At 38.8% G+C, this 19213-nt stretch carries 15 protein-coding genes; 7 read left to right on the top strand and 8 right to left on the bottom strand.

Going from position 1 to position 19213, the window contains the following annotated elements; genetic code table 11:
• Positions 1 to 5: 5 nt before the first annotated feature.
• From QMA08_RS19155 to dnaA, 8 genes are all read right to left on the bottom strand, one after another.
• Positions 6 to 491: a transposase gene (locus QMA08_RS19155; RefSeq protein ID WP_200219689.1), complete on the bottom strand. Its 486-nt coding sequence runs from the start codon at positions 489 to 491 to the stop codon at positions 6 to 8.
• A 301-nt stretch (positions 492 to 792) separates the two neighbouring features.
• Positions 793 to 1242 (bottom strand): hypothetical protein, encoded by a 450-nt coding sequence (locus QMA08_RS19160; RefSeq protein ID WP_004335197.1) that lies wholly within the window; start codon positions 1240 to 1242, stop codon positions 793 to 795.
• Between the two features lie 74 nt (positions 1243 to 1316).
• Positions 1317 to 3386: a glycine--tRNA ligase subunit beta gene (gene glyS / locus QMA08_RS19165; RefSeq protein ID WP_290175247.1), complete on the bottom strand. Its 2070-nt coding sequence runs from the start codon at positions 3384 to 3386 to the stop codon at positions 1317 to 1319.
• 1 nt (position 3387) lies between these two features.
• A complete protein-coding gene (gene glyQ, locus QMA08_RS19170; RefSeq protein ID WP_004335201.1) occupies positions 3388 to 4290 on the bottom strand; it encodes a glycine--tRNA ligase subunit alpha in 903 nt (300 codons plus the stop codon).
• Between the two features lie 140 nt (positions 4291 to 4430).
• A complete protein-coding gene (gene gyrB, locus QMA08_RS19175; RefSeq protein ID WP_290175248.1) occupies positions 4431 to 6857 on the bottom strand; it encodes a DNA topoisomerase (ATP-hydrolyzing) subunit B in 2427 nt (808 codons plus the stop codon).
• A 12-nt stretch (positions 6858 to 6869) separates the two neighbouring features.
• Complete coding sequence (gene recF, locus QMA08_RS19180; protein ID WP_024597182.1) at positions 6870 to 7964, bottom strand: DNA replication/repair protein RecF; 1095 nt, start codon at positions 7962 to 7964, stop codon at positions 6870 to 6872.
• 15 nt (positions 7965 to 7979) lie between these two features.
• Positions 7980 to 9083: a DNA polymerase III subunit beta gene (dnaN, locus tag QMA08_RS19185; protein WP_004335206.1), complete on the bottom strand. Its 1104-nt coding sequence runs from the start codon at positions 9081 to 9083 to the stop codon at positions 7980 to 7982.
• A 13-nt stretch (positions 9084 to 9096) separates the two neighbouring features.
• Positions 9097 to 10479 (bottom strand): chromosomal replication initiator protein DnaA, encoded by a 1383-nt coding sequence (gene dnaA, locus QMA08_RS19190; protein ID WP_004335207.1) that lies wholly within the window; start codon positions 10477 to 10479, stop codon positions 9097 to 9099.
• 518 nt (positions 10480 to 10997) lie between these two features.
• On the opposite strand from dnaA, the gene rpmH reads away from it, so the two are divergent.
• From rpmH to mnmG, 7 genes are all read left to right on the top strand, one after another.
• On the top strand, positions 10998 to 11132 hold the full coding sequence (gene rpmH, locus QMA08_RS19195; RefSeq protein ID WP_004335215.1) for a 50S ribosomal protein L34: 135 nt from the start codon (positions 10998 to 11000) through the stop codon (positions 11130 to 11132).
• A 7-nt stretch (positions 11133 to 11139) separates the two neighbouring features.
• Positions 11140 to 11562: a ribonuclease P protein component gene (gene rnpA, locus QMA08_RS19200; RefSeq protein ID WP_004335217.1), complete on the top strand. Its 423-nt coding sequence runs from the start codon at positions 11140 to 11142 to the stop codon at positions 11560 to 11562.
• Positions 11563 to 11691: 129 nt separating this feature from the next.
• Positions 11692 to 11967 (top strand): membrane protein insertion efficiency factor YidD, encoded by a 276-nt coding sequence (gene yidD, locus QMA08_RS19205; protein ID WP_004335219.1) that lies wholly within the window; start codon positions 11692 to 11694, stop codon positions 11965 to 11967.
• A gap of 8 nt (positions 11968 to 11975) precedes the next feature.
• Positions 11976 to 13613: a membrane protein insertase YidC gene (gene yidC / locus QMA08_RS19210; RefSeq protein WP_290175249.1), complete on the top strand. Its 1638-nt coding sequence runs from the start codon at positions 11976 to 11978 to the stop codon at positions 13611 to 13613.
• Positions 13614 to 14008: 395 nt separating this feature from the next.
• Positions 14009 to 15373 carry a tRNA uridine-5-carboxymethylaminomethyl(34) synthesis GTPase MnmE gene (mnmE, locus tag QMA08_RS19215; RefSeq protein ID WP_007584209.1) on the top strand — a complete coding sequence of 455 codons (1365 nt, stop codon included), beginning with the start codon at positions 14009 to 14011 and terminating at the stop codon, positions 15371 to 15373.
• A gap of 1060 nt (positions 15374 to 16433) precedes the next feature.
• Positions 16434 to 16883, top strand: coding sequence for an FMN-binding protein MioC (gene mioC, locus QMA08_RS19220; RefSeq protein ID WP_024604761.1), 450 nt, complete (start codon positions 16434 to 16436; stop codon positions 16881 to 16883).
• Between the two features lie 428 nt (positions 16884 to 17311).
• Positions 17312 to 19201 (top strand): tRNA uridine-5-carboxymethylaminomethyl(34) synthesis enzyme MnmG, encoded by a 1890-nt coding sequence (mnmG, locus tag QMA08_RS19225; protein WP_193225434.1) that lies wholly within the window; start codon positions 17312 to 17314, stop codon positions 19199 to 19201.
• Positions 19202 to 19213: the final 12 nt, after the last annotated feature.

The raw sequence follows: 19213 nt of genomic DNA on the forward strand, positions 1-19213 counted from the left end.
CTCCCTCAGTTACTCGGTAATTTTGAATCTTTGACATATCGATGAAAACTCGAAAAAGGCCAATTACTGGCTTTAGAAACATATTTATGTTTCACAGGGTTGTAGTGGATATAATTAATATGGTTATTTAAGTCTTCTTCATCTCTAATTTTATGCTCCCAATAACGGCGCTGCCAAATTCCACGCTCTCCCTTCGCTATTCGACTTTTATTACAAAATTCTGTTGCTGGAAGCTCTCGAGAAAAGCCTGATTTTATAAGCCGCCAACGCATTGCATAATTATTATCGCCTTTTGGTAATTGCCAAATAACATGAAGGTGATCGGGCATGATAACGATTGCAATCGTCTTTATTGGATGCTTTTTTGCCACCTTTGAATACACACGACGTAATAACTCTATATTTTCCACGAGCAAATGCTGAGATCTATCTTCTAAATTTACCGTAAAAAAATAACATGCGCCCGCCTCTAACATACGTTTATAACGCATATTTTTACCTATAGAATAAACAGATAAATAAGAGTATAGATTAGTTTTGTTAATTATAATCAAGACAATTTTAAGTCAAACTTATCCATGATATTGTTGCACGCTTATAGCAACCACATAAACTTGTGTCTGGCGTAGGTTGTTTAATAACCACCAAAATAGTTTTATTCGCCACACATGTTGGGTTTCGTTTCACTCTACCCAACCTACGACCCCCCCTTGGTGTTAATGCTGAATAAACACTACAACGTCCTTGTCACAAATCCATTAATTCACTCGGGCTGCTTTAAAAATACAGCTATCACTTCTTCGTTATCGTCACTTGTGGCTTATCGTAGTCACTGTAATCAATACTTACTATGTACGTGCCTTTTATTGCTGGTGTGAAACTAAAGTAGTTATAAATAGTATTACAGTCTGCGATAGCTGGCTGGCCGAGTGTTAGTTTTTGCCCTGCTGGTTGTGCATCGCTGTAACCACAGTTATAACCTTCACTAAAATCGGCATCGGCTATTTTAAATTCGTACACTTTACCTGGCGTACTAAATTTAACTTGTGCTTGATAAAGCGCAGGGCCAACTGGCGCAAACTGATACTGGGGTTCTGCATCCCACAATGTAAAGTCGCCACGTAAGTAAATTGTGCGGTCAAGCTCTTGCTGTGGCAATACATCGTTAATCGAAATTTGGCTTGTACAGGCAGTAAGTAAACCAGCAATTGCTAAGGTTAAAATTCGTTTCATAGAAATCATCAATGGGTATCCTTTGCATACAGTGAAAACTAAAAAGCCAGCAAAACGCTGGCTTTTAAAATTGCTAATCGGTGTTATTTTTGTAAAACAGAAATATCTGCAATACCTAAAAACAATCCGCTTAGCTGGCTTAATAGCGCAAGACGATTTTGCTTAACAGCTTCATCGTCGGCCATAACCATTACGTTGTCAAAAAAGTTATCAACACTTTCGCGAATACCTGCCAATTGGCTTAATGCTTCTTGGTAGTTTCCATCTGCGTAAAGTGGTGCAAGGTCAGTGGCAAATTTTGCTACTTGTGATGCTAATACTTTTTCAGCGTCGTCGCTTAATAAGCTCTCATCAACACTACCTTGGCTGGTAATGCCGTTTTTAGCCAGAATATTACCTACGCGCTTATTAGCCGCTGCAAGCGCTTCTGCTGCGTCTAATGTACGGAAGTGGCTTACGGCTTTAACACGGCGGTCAAAATCAACAGGTTTAGTCGGACGACGTGCAAGCACTGCTTGAATTACGTCTACTTCAATACCTTCGTCTTGATACCAAGCACGGAAGCGCCCTAGCATAAACTCAAATACGTCAGTTGATACATTTAAGTTAGTTAACTTGTCGCCAAACAATGTTTGCGATTTAGCTACTAGGTCTAAAATATCAAGTGGTAGTTCTTTTTCTACCATGATGCGCAGTGCACCAATAGCAGCACGACGAAGAGCAAATGGGTCTTTGTCACCTTTAGGTGCTTGGCCTATACCAAAAATACCCACCAGCGTGTCAAACTTATCAGCAATCGCTACTGCGCAGCTAATTAAGTTTGTTGGTAAGTTATCCCCTGCAAAGCGTGGCATGTACTGCTCGTTTTGCGCTACGGCTACATCTTCGGCTTCACCATCGTGGCGAGCGTAATGCATTCCCATTACACCTTGCACGTCGGTAAATTCCATAACCATTTCAGTCATTAGGTCAGTTTTACTTAATAAGCCTGCACGCTGTGCTAGGTCTTTATCAGCACCTAATTGCTCAGCAATATAACCTGCAAGTTCACTAATGCGCTCAGACTTATCTTTAAGCGTACCAAGTTGCTTTTGGAACAATACGCTATCAAGCGACTCTAATCGGCTTTCTAGGGTTTTCTTTTTATCTGTTTCAAAGAAGAACTGTGCATCGGCTAAACGCGGGCGCACTACTTTCTCGTTACCAGAAATAACCACACTTGGATCTTTACTTTCGATGTTAGATACAAACAAAAACTTATTTAAAAGTTTGCCGTTTTGATCTAATAACGGGAAGTATTTTTGATCGTCTTTCATGGTGTAAATTAACGCTTCGGCTGGTACATCTAAAAATGCTTCTTCAAATGTTGCCGTTAAAGTAACTGGCCACTCTACAAGTGATGTTACTTCTTCTAGTAAATCTTCATCCATTGCAACAACAGCGTTAACTGCGCTTGCAGCCTCTTCTATTTGTGCTCGAATTTGCGCTTTACGTTGTTCGTAATCAGCAATAACGTAAGCAGATTTAAGTACGTCAAAAACGTCATCTGCATGGTTAATGCTAATTTTTTCTGGGTGATGAAAACGATGACCCTGAAGCTGGTTAGTTATTTGCTTACCAAGAATTTCGCCTTCAAGTAGCTCATCACCAAATAAAATAGTGACTGTATGCACAGGACGAATAAATTGTGTTTTATTCGCGCCCCAACGCATTGGTTTAGGGATTGGTAATTTACTTAACGCTTTAGTGATAGCATCTGTCATTAGGGTTTTAGTTTCTTGCCCTGCTACTTTAGCAATGTGCAATAACCAAGCGCCTTTATCGGTTTCAAGTGTTTGTGCGTCTTTTACTTCAATACCACAACCACGTGCCCAACCCATTGCTGCTTTTGTTGGGTTACCTTCGCTGTCAAACGCTGCCTTTGTTGCTGGACCACGCTTTTCAACTTCTTTGTCTTGTTGCTTAGCTTCAAGCGCTTTTACTTGTAAACCCAAACGACGAGGCGATGCATACCAGCTTACGCCTTGGTGTGCTAATTCTAATGTTTCTAGCTCTTGAGTTAAGTTTGCAGCAAAGGCTTCTGCTAGTTTACGCAGTGCTTTTGGTGGTAACTCTTCAGTGCCAATTTCTACTAATAAATTTTGTGCTGACATTTTACTTATCCTTACACAGCGGGAAACCAAGCGCTTCACGTTTGTCATAGTAACTTTGTGCACACGCTTTTGATAACGCACGAACGCGTAAAATATAACGCTGACGTTCGGTTACCGAAATTGCGTGGCGTGCGTCTAGTAAGTTAAATGCGTGCGATGCTTTCATTACTTGCTCGTATGCAGGTAGTGGTAAGTTAGCTTCAATTAACTTTTGGCTTTCTGCTTCACACTTATCAAACTGTGCAAATAAGTCTTCTACGTTTGCATGTTCAAAATTATAAGTAGATTGCTCTACTTCATTTTGATGGAACACGTCGCCGTATGTTACGCGCCCTAGTGGACCGTCTGCCCATACTAGGTCGTAAATGCTATCTACGCCTTGAATGTACATTGCTAAACGCTCTAGGCCGTAAGTAATTTCGCCTGTTACTGGTGAGCACTCTAAGCCACCCACTTGTTGAAAGTAGGTAAACTGCGTTACTTCCATGCCGTTTAACCAAATTTCCCATCCCAAGCCCCATGCGCCTAGCGTAGGTGATTCCCAGTTATCTTCTACAAAGCGAACTTCGTGAGTAAGGGTATCAATACCCATTGCCGCTAATGAGCCTAAGTAAAGCTCTTGGATGTTATCTGGCGATGGCTTTAAAACTACTTGGAATTGGTAGTAATGTTGTAGGCGATTTGGGTTTTCACCATAGCGGCCATCCGTAGGACGACGACACGGCTGAACGTACGCGCTCGACATTGGCTCTGGACCAATAGACTTTAAAAATGTTTGTGGGTGAAATGTCCCGGCGCCCACTTCCATATCAAGTGGTTGAATAATGACACAGCCTTGCTGCGCCCAATAATCCTGTAAAGCCAGGATCAAACCTTGAAAGGTTTTTACGTCATATTTTTGCATATTTGGCTTTTTACTATCTAAGAAGTAGCGTGAAAATTACCCTTAGTATACCGTGTGTACACTCAGGTTTTAAGCAGTTTGTGTAATTGAAAAAATAAAAAAGGAGCCATTAGGCTCCTTTTTCGGTGTAAGTAAGATTTTTACACGTCTAGATTAACTACGCGTAGAGCGTTAGTTTCGATAAACTCTCTACGAGGCTCTACTTGATCACCCATTAAGGTGGCAAATAATTGATCCGCGCCAACAGCATCTTCAATCGTTACTTGTAACATACGACGAGCACTAGGATCCATTGTCGTTTCCCAAAGCTGGCTTGGGTTCATTTCACCCAGTCCTTTATAGCGTTGAATGTAGATCCCACGCTTAGATTCTGTGATCAACCATTCCAAAGCATCCACAAAGTTATCAACAGGTTTTGTTTTCTCACCACGTTGAATATAAGCACCTTCTTTTAGGATGTTTGCAATGTTAGTACCAGTCACAGCAATGCGTTGGTAGTCACGTGATGCAATAAAGTCATAATGAAGTACATGTGCTTTATCAACACCGTGCTGACGAATATTCACAACCGGGTAATACATATTACGCTCAGCGTCAAACTCTGTGCCTGCATGGAAAATAGTTGCATCTTCATCACGTGCAATCAGGTCATCAACTAACTCTTTTGTCCAAGCAATTACTTTAGCTTCGTTAGAAAGGTCATCAGTTTTCAACTCTGTTTGGTAGATTAAGCGTTCCATTACCGTGTTTGGATATTTACGCTTTAAACGCTCAATAACTTTAACTGTATTTTGGTAATCGTGAACGACTTTCTCTAGCGCTTCACCTTCTAGCGCAGAAGCATCTGCACTTGGATATAAAGCAGCATTATTAAGCGCAAGCGACGTTAAGTACTCTACTAATGCTGGATCATCTTTAATATAACGCTCTTGCTTACCTTTTTTCACTTTATAAAGTGGTGGTTGAGCAATATAAATATAACCGCGTTCTACAATTTCAGGCATTTGACGATAGAAGAATGTTAGTAGTAACGTACGAATGTGAGAACCATCCACGTCCGCATCGGTCATGATGATGATACGGTGATAACGTAATTTCTCAGGGTTATATTCGTCACGACCAATACCACACCCTAATGCAGTAATTAGTGTTGCTACTTCTTGCGAAGATAACATTTTATCAAAACGTGCTTTTTCTACGTTTAATATTTTACCTTTAAGCGGAAGAATAGCTTGGTTTTTACGGTTACGTCCCTGCTTGGCTGATCCGCCAGCAGAGTCCCCTTCCACTATATATAGTTCAGATTGGGCTGGGTCTTTTTCTTGGCAATCAGCTAGCTTACCTGGTAAGCCTGCTAAGTCCATTGCACCTTTACGTCGTGTCATTTCACGGGCTTTACGCGCCGCTTCACGTGCACGTGAGGCATCAATAATCTTACCTACAACAATTTTGGCATCAGTTGGGTTTTCTAGTAAAAACTCAGTGAATTTTTCAGCCATTGCTTGTTCAACAGCAGATTTAACTTCACTTGATACTAGCTTGTCTTTAGTTTGCGATGAGAACTTAGGATCAGGAACTTTAACACTAACAACAGCCGTTAAGCCTTCACGGGCATCATCACCGGTAGCATTGCTGGTTGTTTTAGCTTTTTTGTTAAAGCCTTCTTTTTCCATGTAGTTATTAAGTGTACGTGTTAGCGCTGATCTAAAACCGGCTAAGTGAGTACCACCATCACGTTGTGGAATATTATTTGTGAAACAGTAAATGTTTTCTTGGTATGCATCATTCCACTGCATTGATACTTCAACACTAATACCATCTTCTTCACGTTCGTGAGTAAAATGGAACACACCTTTATGTATAGGTGTTTTATTACGGTTTAAGTATTCTACGAAAGCTTGAATACCGCCTTCATATTTAAAGTGGTCAGATTTATTTTCTTCACGCTCATCATTTAAGATGATGCTCACACCTGAGTTCAAGAATGAAAGCTCGCGTAAACGCTTAGCTAAAATGTCGTAATGAAAATCTAAATTTGTGAATGTTTCAGCGCTTGGCCAAAAACGTAATTCTGTACCAGTTGTTTCTGAGTCACCAATTACAGCTAAAGGTGCATCTGGAACACCCATAGTATAAAACTGCTCATGAAGCTTACCTTCACGACGAACAGTCAGTTTTAGTTTTTCTGAAAGTGCATTTACAACAGAAACACCAACACCATGTAAGCCACCCGATACTTTATAAGAGTTATCATCAAACTTACCACCGGCATGAAGTACTGTCATAATAACTTCGGCTGCAGATACGCCTTCTTCTTCATGGATAGAAGTTGGGATACCACGACCGTTATCTCGAACTGAGACAGAACCGTCTAAGTGAATCGTTACATAAATATCATCACAATGACCTGCTAAGGCTTCATCGATCGAGTTATCAACGACCTCAAACACCATGTGGTGTAAGCCTGTGCCATCATCGGTGTCCCCAATATACATTCCAGGACGCTTTCTTACTGCGTCTAATCCTTTAAGTACTTTAATACTCGACGAGTCATAATTCTCAGACATGGTTAATCCCACTTATCTTGTTATTAGGTTGCCATGTTTCACGTGGAACATTTGTAGTTCTCGTTGCATGGGTTCCACCACAGCAGAAATACTTTCAGATAAAATTGAAGAGATAAAAATTTGAGAACTGCAGTGAGCAAGTAATTGTCCCACTTTCTCTTTTGTATCTTCGCCTAATTCTGAAGGTAGATCATCTATTAGCAATATAGATTGCTTATCTGTCTCTGACTCAATTAAGCTATTTTGCGTAACTTTCAACGCATACAATAATAGCTTCAATTGACCGCGTGAGAATGTATTCTCCACACTGTTGCCAGCGACACTAAAACTAAAATCGGCCTTATGAGGGCCTTTACTTGTAAACCCTTGGCGAGCATCTCGCTCAAAGTTTTGCTCTAACGCATCTGCAAGAGATTCAGTCTCTTTCCAGCCTGCGCTAAAGGTCATTTCTAAATCACGTACAAGCGTTAATTCTGCACACATTTTATCAAAAAATTGCTGCTTAAACCTACTTATATACGCCAATCTTAATTTATTTATTTCTTCAGCCAGTCTAACAAATTCTTTGTCCCAAAACTTAATTTGGTCAAAATAATTCTTGGGCTTAGTTTTTAATAATGCATTACGTTGTTTAAGTACTTTATTAAATGATTGCCACAAAAAAAAGAACTCATGTTCCACGTGGAACAAACCTAAATCTAAAAATTTTCTGCGCTCTTTAGGTCCACCAAAAAACAAAGAATAACTCTCTGGTGTAATAATTTGTACAGGCATAAGTTGAGCGAGTTCTGATATCTTACGGCTCGCCTTACCTTGAATTTTTAAATTGGTCTCACCCGTTTGCGTTTTACTAATACCAATTGGAATTGATAAATCGTGTATTGTTTTACGCCCGTGAATTACAAATTGCTCTTGCTGGTGCGCAATAATACTTTTGTGTTTTGGAGTACGAAAAGATTTGCCATGAGAAAGGTAATATATAGCCTCTAAAAGGCTGGTTTTTCCGCTGCCATTTTCACCATAAATTATATTAACGCCGTTGACTGGTTCTAGCGTCAGCGCCTCAATATTACGAAAATATTTGAGGCTCAAATGACTTAAGCTCATTATGTATTTATAGTCTTATAAACGCATAGGCATAACAACGTACATTGCTTCTTCATCGCCAGCACCTTCAATTAATGCACTGCTGTTTGAGTCGGCTAATGTAAATAGTACGTCTTCTGTTTTTAATGTGTTTAGTACATCTAATACGTAAGACACGTTGAATCCTATTTCTAGGTCCGCGCCTTCGTAGCTTACTTCAACAACTTCTTCAGCTTGTTCTTGCTCTGGGTTATTGGCAGTAATTTTTAATAAACCGTTTGATAGGTTTAAGCGTACACCACGAAATTTTTCATTCGATAAAATAGACACTCGTTGAAACGCATTTCGTAACCATTCTCGGTTAGCTGTAATTACTTTGTCGCCACCACGTGGTAATACACGACGGTAATCAGGAAAGCGTCCATCAACCAGTTTACTTGTAAATGTAAACTCAATATCAATAATACGGATATGGTTAGCACCAAACTGAATTGTTACCAATTCGTCGTCAGCTACCATAAGGCGCATAATTTCTTGCACACCTTTGCGAGGTATAATTAATTGACGTTGAGTGTTAAGCGATTGCGTTAATTGCTTTTGTGCAATAGCTAAACGGTGACCATCAGTTGCTACTGTTTTTATGTCTGTATTATCTACTTCAAACGACATACCATTTAAGTAATAACGTACGTCTTGATTCGCCATCGAAAAATGCGTGCTTTCAAGTAACTTACGAAGCTCTAAACGAGTTAGTTGAAATTCAACCTCACCATCCCACTGCTCTAAATTAGGAAAATCATCAGCTGATAAAGTCGTTAATGAAAAACGGCTTTTACCACTGGTTAAAAGTAATTGGTGCTCTTGCAAGCTTAAAGTAATGTCTGAACCATCAGGTAGACTTTTACAAATATCGAGTAACTTTTTAGCGGGTAACGTTAGTTTTGTATCGGCAATATCATCACCTACAAATACGCCAGAAACTAATTCAATTTCAAGGTCAGTACCCGTCATTGAAAGTTGTCCGTTTTCTACCACTAACAAAACGTTAGATAAGATTGGTAGCGTGTGTTTGCGCTCTATTGCACCCGACACTTGCACCAATGGCTTTAAAAATTGTTGTCTTGATATTGTTATTTGCATAATAAAGTCAGCCCTAAGATGACAATGTTCTTATTAAGTTTTGGTAATCTTCTTTAATTTCGTGGCTTTCGTCACGTAGTGATTTTATCTTACGACATGCGTGTAATACGGTCGTATGATCGCGTCCACCAAATGCGTCACCAATCTCAGGTAAACTGTGATTAGTTAATTCTTTAGATAATGCCATGGCAACTTGGCGTGGCCTTGCTATAGAGCGGCTGCGGCGTTTAGACAATAGATCTGACACTCGAATTCGGTAGTACTCAGCAACGGTGCGCTGAATATTATCTATCGTAACCAGCTTATCTTGCAAGGCAAGTAAATCGCGTAGTGCTTCTTTTACAAAATCAATCGAAATTGGACGACCTGTAAAATTAGCATTAGCGATTACACGATTAAGTGCGCCTTCTAGTTCACGTACATTTGAACGTAATTTTTTGGCGATAAAAAAGGCAACTTCATGTGGTAAGTTAATCTTACTTTGCTGTGCTTTTTTCATCAAAATAGCAACGCGAGTTTCAAGCTCTGGTGGCTCAATCGCGATTGTTAATCCCCAACCAAAACGTGACTTAAGACGGTCTTCGACCCCTTCAATCTCTTTTGGATAACGGTCAGAGGTTAAAATAATTTGTTGGTTGCCTTCAAGCAATGCATTAAAGGTATGAAAAAACTCTTCTTGTGAACGCTCTTTATTAGCAAAAAATTGAATATCATCAATCATTAATGCGTCAACACTGCGGTAATAACGCTTAAATTCTTCTATCGCATTATTTTGCAGTGCCTTTACCATATCTTGAACAAAGCGTTCTGAATGCATGTAAACAATTTTAGCATCTGGCTTGTTTGCCATAATGCCGTTACCTACTGCATGTAATAAGTGAGTTTTACCTAAACCAGTACCACCGTAAATAAATACAGGGTTAAAAGCAGAGCCAGGATTATCGGCAACTTGAGTAGCCGCTGCTTTTGCTAATTGGTTTGATTTACCCTCAACAAAGCTGTCAAAGGTATAATTTTCTTTAATGTTAGATTTGTAACCTGACTTAGGTGCAGGTTCAACAACAGGCTTTTGCTCACGAGGCTGTTGTTTTGTAGAAGCTTGTGGTGCTGATTGCGTTTCTATAACCGGTGCAGCTTGAGCATTTAATAAAGGCTTACTACCTACATCAAAACGTAGTTTTGGTGCTTCAACACCACAAATTTCTACTAATAATTCGTTAATTCTATTTAGGTACTTTTCTCTTACCCAATCAAGCACAAAGCGATTAGGTGCATAAATCGTCAAGGTATCTTCGGTACTTTCTGCTTGTAGTGGTCTTACCCACATACTGAATTGCTGCGAAGGCAGCTCATCTTGCAATACATATAAACAACTTTGCCAAACCGACAGATACACAGTTAAACTCCCAGAGATATAATTTTTATTCCCGCACATCATTAATGATTATAAATCATACATTTATTGCGTTCAAATGGTCCAATAAGCGACCCAAGACCGCGTATTATGAAGGCACTTTATCCACAAGTAAAAGATTGATTTTTATAAAATTGTTGATATCGATGTATAAAACCATTAACAACCTGATTTAAAACAGTTTTTATTTTAGAACCGAAGAGGAGATCATAACAAAATAACACCAAGATCGCGAACCAAATTTACGATCCAATTTTCTTTTCCCCCGCTTTTATTCACTTTTTATACAGGGGCTGTGGAAAACTTCTTATTTATGATGATCCTATCAGATCGCCCTACATGATCTCTTTATGGACCATAAGTAGGCTATATACTGCGAACGTAATTATGATTGACTTTACGTTACTTACTCTATAATATCTCGCGCTCGCAATGGCACCTATGCCAGGATCGCGACCTGTATAGGATGTTTTAACTTTAACCGATCGGATGAGATTGTTATGAAAAGAACTTTTCAACCTAGCGTTTTAAAACGCAAACGTGCACACGGCTTCCGTGCTCGCATGGCAACTGTAAATGGCCGTAAAGTATTAGCACGTCGCCGCGCTAAAGGCCGCAAAGTTCTTTCTGCTTAATTTATAAGTGGAAGACTTTAGCTTTGGCAGGGAGTTACGTCTGTTAACTCCCTCGCATTACTCTCGCATATTTAATGAACCCGCTCGGGCTGCAACTCCTTTCTTTACTCTATTAGCTAAACCAAATGACCAAGAAAAACCTCGGTTAGGTCTTACTGTTGCTAAAAAACGCGTAAAAAAGGCATGCCAACGAAACCGTATTAAACGTCTCGCTCGCGAAAGTTTTCGTTTAAATCAACACAGCATCGATAATATTGATATTGTGCTTATGGTGAAAAGTGGTATTGATGAACAGTCTAATGAAGAATTAACCAAACAACTTACTAAATTATGGCGAAAAATTAACGAACGCTGTAAACCAGGTGCACCTAAACCGCCACCTTTTAAGAAACGCCCAAACAAATCAGCTAAATCTAATAAACAAACCTAATTGCAATAGAATTGCAGGGTTAATTAATGTATCTTTAGCTCACCTTTTAATCATGCATTTAAAATTTCTAATTGAGTCTTTAAATACATGATATCTATCTCACTAAACTTAAGTAGGGGCATAAACATCATGAGGTTAATTAAACCACTTGTTGCTTTTCCTAAGATTTGTTTAGTGTTATTTATCCGCGGTTATCAAAAGTGGATTAGCCCGCTGTTAGGTCCGCATTGTCGTTTTAATCCAAGCTGCTCACATTATGCAATTCAAGCAATTAATTTGCATGGATTTATAAAAGGTAGTTGGTTAGCTTTAAAACGCATATTAAAATGCCATCCTTTACATTCAGGTGGAGACGACCCCGTACCTGAAAAATTAACCCATATTAACCACCAACACGAGAAATAAGAGCTGTTATGGAATCGCAACGCACGTTTTTATTAATTGGCCTAATGCTAGTGTCGTTTTTATTGTTCCAAGAATGGGATAATGATTACAACAAGCCTAAAGCCGATCCAAGTGCCACAACACAAACACTACAAGCAAATTCACCAGAGTCGGATGATTATATTCCTTCATCGTCAGATTCAGGTTTACCTGCTTCAGCAACTTTAGCTAAGCGTTCAGTTATTGAAATCACAACTGACGTTTTTAAAGTTAAAATTGACACCAAAGGCGGTGACATTGTTGAAACAGACCTTCTTCAATACGAAGAGACAAAAGGCAGTGAAACGCCTTATATGCTTCTTGGTCAGCTTGATGGTGGCAAACAATACTTTTCACAAAGTGGCTTAATTGGCTTAAATGGCCCTGACGGTTCAGCTAATGGTCGCCCTACTTATAGTACCGAACAAAAATCATATACCTTAACGGGTGATGAGCTTCGCGTTCCACTTCAGTTTACTGATAGTAATGGTGTTAGTTTTACTAAAACGTATGTATTCAAAAAAGGTCAGTATGACGTAGGCCTAGAATACAAAATTAACAACACTACCAGCGCACCTCTTCAAGTACAGCTATACACGCAAATTAAGCGTACCGTACAAGAAAAAGGTAGCATGGTTGATCAAAACTATTTAGGTGCTGCATACGGTACTGATGAAGAAAAATACGAAAAGTATAGTTTTTCAGATATGGCTGATAAAAACCTAAATAAAAGCACACAAGGTGGTTACGTTGCCTTTATTCAACATTACTTTGTAAGTGCTTGGGTTCCAATGCAGGATCAATCAAATACACTTTATAGCTTAATTACAAAAAGTAATGCCGCTATTATTGGTGCTAAAGATCCCGCTGTAAATATTCAAGCTGGTAGTGAGCAAACACTAACAGCTACTTATTATATGGGCCCGAAAGAGTCAGATATTCTTGAAGCGATTCACCCAGACCTAGACCTAACCGTAGATTACGGTTGGTTATTCTTTATCTCGCAACCTTTATTTGTATTGCTAAAATGGCTACACAGCATTTTAGGTAACTGGGGTGTAGCAATTATTGCCATCACTATTATCGTTAAATCGTTAATGTACCCACTTACTAAAGCGCAATACACTTCAATGGCAAAAATGCGTGCCCTACAGCCTAAAATGGCAGCCCTTAAAGAAAAGTTTGGTGATGACCGTCAAAAGTTCGGTCAAGCAACTATGGAAATGTACAAAAAAGAAAAAGTTAACCCAATGGGTGGCTGTTTCCCTATTTTGCTACAAATGCCAATTTTCTTAGCCTTGTTCTACGTATTCTTAGAGTCTACTGAACTTCGCCATGCTGAATTCATTTTTTGGTTAACTGACCTTTCTGCACAAGACCCGTACTACGTATTACCAATCTTATTTGGTGCGAGTATGTTTGTGACGCAAAAACTTCAGCCTATGACGGTAACTGATCCAATGCAGCAAAAAATGATGACCTTTATGCCGGTTATCTTCTCTGTATTCTTCTTATGGTTCCCATCGGGTTTAGTTCTTTACTGGTTAGTGTCTAACCTTATTTCTATTGTCCAGATGTTAATCATCTACCGTGGCATGGAAAAGAAAGGAATTAAAGTAAGAGGCTAGCGCCTATACCCAAGCCACATCAAGATGCAAAATTCAGCGTTTCACAGGGGCTTAAGATCAAGGCGTTACTTTGCAAGAATGGCAGTCCCTTTTAAAAAGTAACAACGATGAAATTAAGTACCTGTGAAACGCCCAAAGGGTTGGTTTAAAAGCGATTTATACTGCGTTATTGATTTTAACAATAGAACCACTATTATTCTCAATCAATGCCTTGCCTAAATAGCTTTTAACTCCAACTGAAACTCGCATCTTGAGATGGCTTGGGTATATTACTTATATAAAGGCGACTTCGGTCGCCTTTTTTATTGCCTGTTTTTCACCAGAGTATTCGCGAGTGTTTATTTCATAGGTTACAATACCGCCATAAAGTTACTCATCGTTGGCAAATTAATAGCATGATCAATCAAGATACAATTGCAGCACAAGCAACTGCCCCCGGACGTGGTGGTGTTGGTATTATTCGCGTTTCAGGCAGCCTTGCTAAAAGTGTCGCCGAAAAAGTAGTAGGTAAAATTCCTAAAGTTCGTTACGCCGATTACGTGCCATTTAAAAGCCTAGCTGGCGAGCAGCTTGACCAAGGTATTGCCATTTACTTTGCAGGTCCTAACTCATTTACTGGTGAAGACGTACTTGAATTACAAGGCCACGGCGGTCCTGTAGTACTTGATATGCTACTTAAAGAAATTAGTAAAATAGAGGGCGTTCGTTTAGCAAAGCCTGGTGAGTTTTCTGAACGCGCATTTATGAATGACAAGCTTGATTTAACACAAGCAGAGGCCATCGCCGACTTAATTAATGCTACAAGCGAACAAGCTGCCAAAAGCGCCCTACAGTCTCTCCAAGGTGAATTTTCTAAACACATAGAAACGCTTGTAGAAAAAGTAATTCACTTACGTATGTATGTAGAAGCGGCAATAGATTTTCCTGATGAAGAAATTGATTTTTTATCAGACGGTAAAGTATCAGGCGACTTAGACGCCATTATTACCCAGCTTAATACCGTAACCAACCAAGCAAAACAAGGTAGCATCATGCGCGAAGGTATGCGTGTTGTTATTGCTGGTCGCCCAAATGCCGGTAAATCAAGCCTACTAAACGCCCTAGCCGGTCGTGAAGCTGCAATCGTAACAGAAATAGCCGGTACCACTCGCGACGTACTACGAGAGCATATACATATAGATGGTATGCCATTGCATATTATAGATACCGCAGGCCTACGAGAGAGCCCAGATAGAGTAGAACAAATAGGTATTGAACGGGCGTGGGATGAAATAAACCAAGCCGATCGCGTTTTATTTATGCTTGATGGCACTGACACTATAGATACTGACCCGCATAAAATTTGGCCTGAATTTATGGCCAAATTACCAGAAGGTATGGGGGTTACGGTCATCAGAAATAAAGCTGATTTATCGGGTGATATAGTCGGAATGGAGCAAGAGCAACAATACCCGGTCATCAGCTTAAGTGCTAAAAATGCTGACGGTATTGAACTTGTTCGCGAGCATTTAAAAGCCTGTATAGGCTTTCAAGGCGCAACAGAGGGTGGCTTTATGGCGCGCCGTCGTCATTTGGATGCGCTAGAGAGTGCTGCGTATCATTTAGAAACAGGTAAAACACAATTAGAAATGCACATTGCTGGTGAAATATTGGCTGAAGAACTGCGTTTAACACAGCAGTATTTAAACGAAATAACCGGTGAATTTACCTCAGACGACTTACTTGGCAAGATATTTAGCTCATTTTGTATCGGTAAATAAGCACCTTATACAGATATATTTTTATTATAAGAGCACTTAGGTGCTCTTTTTTATGTAAAATATTCACTATAAAATATGTATTTATACCGTCAATCCCAGCCAGTTCTGCCAATAAAATCATACCCAAAGCGATAATTATTACCAGCCAGATCATGTAGATTAGACAGTGAAAAGAGCCTTTAAGTAAGGTATTAATAGCGCACGTAACACCCATTTTAAGGTCAAAACTGATACATATTTCAAACAAAAATACGTTTTAAAATAATTATCCTCCACACAAAAGTTAGTTATAAATAGCTTTTTTATAATTACCTAGCTCATAAAAACTGATGTTATTTGCTCAATTTAAGAGCTAAAACGTGAAGTTCAACACTCTAAAAAACCAACTTTATACAACATATGGACAGACGATCACTGCGGCTTTTTAATAAAAATGACTCGATATTTGAGTGCATCAAACTTTTGATCTACTAATCCATCAGCAAAATACATAAAAAAAGCAGCTATAAATACGCATTAAATTAAATATATTGAGATCACTTATCCACAAAACCTAATTTTTAGCTCAAATAAATAGTAAATTGAGCTACCACACTCGAAAAAACCTAATGCTCTATTAAAAATTATCTGTTTATAAGCTTATTTTTAATTAATTTCGTTAGATCAGCCCAATTAGATCATTTAATAAAATTATTTTCGATCTAAATTTAAGGTTATCAACAACCTTTATATCCACATTATGATCACCTTGTGCTTTTTATGCCTAGATTTACAATTAAGTCTCTCACTAAATAGTAATATCAATAACTTAGCGATTATTAAACAACCTAAAAGGTGTGTTTAAACAGAGCTTTCCCCACTGTTATCAACAACTTGATCAGAAGATTACATTTAAAGATATTTTGTTAAGCCTTATAATATCAACAACTTAAGTAGGCGCTTTAAAATAAGAGTAAAATTAGCACAAAAATAGTTATACAAAAAAGCACTCTTAACTTTACTGTTACTCACACTCAGTTATCATAGGCAGCAATTAAAACCAATGTGATCACTAATATTCATGAGTTCAGTAAATCTTATTGTTGGCAGCCAAATGGGATCAGCCGAGTATGTTGCAGAGCAACTAAGCGACGCGCTTAATAACCTTGGTATTACTACACAACTACATGATCAACCTGAATTTAGCGATATTGATCAGCAAAATACCATTTGGTTAATTTGCACATCTACTTATGGTGCAGGTGATTATCCTGAAAACTTTATTAGCTTTGTTGAAGATGTGACTCAAGCTAATGATTTATCAGAATTAAAATACTCAGTAATAGCTTTAGGTGATACCAGTTATGACACTTATAACCAAGCTGGACGTAATATAGATGCCTTATTATCTCAAAAAGGCGCTATAAAAGTAGCAGAACGCTTAGAGCTTAATATTCTCGATGAAGCACTACCAGAAGACACAGCATTAGCATGGTTAGACTCTTGGATAACCAAAACAGGCTTAAAATAGATAGATCAAGTAAAAAGTTATATATAAAGTTACCCACAATTTACTAATAATTTAATAGATTTTGTGGATAAAGATTGAATAAACTGCTTTTTAAAGCATGCTTATCCATGGGATAAGATCTAACTGATTCAGCCCTGTGCATAAGGTGCCTTTTTGATCAGAGCTTATTTGCTGGATGATCCGATCATATTAACACCTTTAGATCTGATCTAATTTCATGTTTTAAATGAAGATCTAAACCTTATCAACAGAAAAGCTGATCAGTAGTAGTAATAGTAATAAAAGATCTCTTTAAAAGATCCTTTATATTATTAGAGATCACATACTTAGATCTTGCTCTTTGTTTAATCATTTATCTTCTGCCAATTTCTAGGTAGAATACGCTCCCTTTTGAAGTTTACCGGTTTGATTTAAGTAGGATCCCATTAATGATTTTTCACGAAAATTTTGACGTTATCGTAGTAGGTGGTGGACATGCTGGCACTGAAGCCGCATTAGCAGCTGCCCGTATGGGGATGAATACCCTGCTACTGACTCACAATATGGATACCCTTGGTCAAATGTCTTGTAACCCAGCGATTGGTGGGATTGGCAAAGGTCATTTGGTAAAAGAAATTGATGCGCTTGGCGGTGCAATGGCACAGGCCATTGACAAAGGCGGGATCCAATTTCGCACACTAAACTCTTCAAAAGGACCTGCTGTTCGTGCAACTCGAGCACAAGCAGATCGCGCTTTGTACAAAGCAGCTATTCAAACAACATTACAAAATCAAGATAACCTTAAGATTTTTCAACAATCATGTGATGATCTTATTGTTGAAAACGATCGTGTTACTGGCGTAGTAACTCAAATGGGTTTACGTTTTAGTGCTCCAAGTGTTGTTTTAACCGTGGGTACTTTTTTAGGTGGCCAAATACACATTGGTTTAGAAAATTACAAAGGTGGTCGTGCTGGTGATCCACCATCAATTGCATTGGCTGAACGTTTACGCGAACACCCTTTTAGAGTGGATCGCTTAAAAACAGGTACTCCGCCACGTATTGATGCACGTACTGTTGATTTTACAAAAATGGAAGCACAGCCTGGTGATATGCCAACACCTGTATTTTCATTTATGGGTAAACAATCAGATCACCCACAACAAATACCGTGTTACATCACTTACACAAACGAAAAAACACATGATGTTATTCGTAAAAACCTACATCGCTCACCTATGTACTCAGGTGTTATTGAAGGTATTGGTCCACGCTACTGCCCATCAATTGAAGATAAAATTGTACGTTTTGCGGATAAAGATAAGCACCAAATATTTGTTGAACCTGAAGGCTTAACATCATACGAATTATATCCAAATGGTATTTCTACTAGTTTACCGTTTGATGTACAACTTGAGATTGTGCAATCTATTTCTGGTTTTGAAAATGCACATATTTGTCGACCAGGCTATGCAATAGAATATGACTACTTTGATCCACGCGATTTAAAACAGTCTTTAGAAACAAAATTTATCGAAGGCTTATTTTTCGCGGGTCAAATTAACGGCACTACCGGTTATGAAGAAGCGGGTGCACAAGGCTTAATTGCTGGTATGAATGCTGCGTTAAAAGTGCAAGGTAAAGAATCTTGGACGCCACGTCGCGATGAAGCTTACGTGGGTGTATTAATCGACGACTTAGCAACACTGGGTACGAAAGAACCGTACCGCATGTTTACTAGTCGTGCCGAATACCGTTTACTACTTCGTGAAGATAATGCAGATATTCGCCTAACTGAAAAAGGCCGTGAGCTGGGTTTAGTTAATGACGAACGTTGGCAGGCATTTAACGAAAAAATGGAAGTAATTGAGAAAGAAAAACAACGCATTAAAGATACGTGGATTCATAAAGATCACGTTGTTGTTGATCAAGTAAATGCATTACTAAAAACACCATTAACTCGTGAAGCAAGTTTAGAAGAATTACTTCGTCGTCCAGAGATTCGTTATAACGATCTTATGGCTATTGACGGTTTAGGATCTGAATTTACAAACGTAGCAGCACTTGAACAAGTTGAGATCCATACTAAGTACGCAGGCTATATTGCGCGTCAACAAGATGAGATCAATAAGCAGCTTCGTCATGAGCAAACAATTTTACCAAAAGAGTTTGATTACAAAACTGTATCAGGTTTATCAAATGAGGTTGTTGCTAAGCTTATTGAGTCACGTCCAGACACTATTGGCCAAGCATCGCGTATTTCTGGTATCACCCCAGCGGCGATTTCGCTATTATTAGTGTATCTGAAGAAGCAAGGCTTATTACGCAAATCTGCGTAACGATAAGGGTAC

The sequence above is a fragment of the Pseudoalteromonas sp. APC 3355 genome (assembly GCF_030407615.1).
GTDB lineage: Bacteria > Pseudomonadota > Gammaproteobacteria > Enterobacterales > Alteromonadaceae > Pseudoalteromonas > Pseudoalteromonas distincta.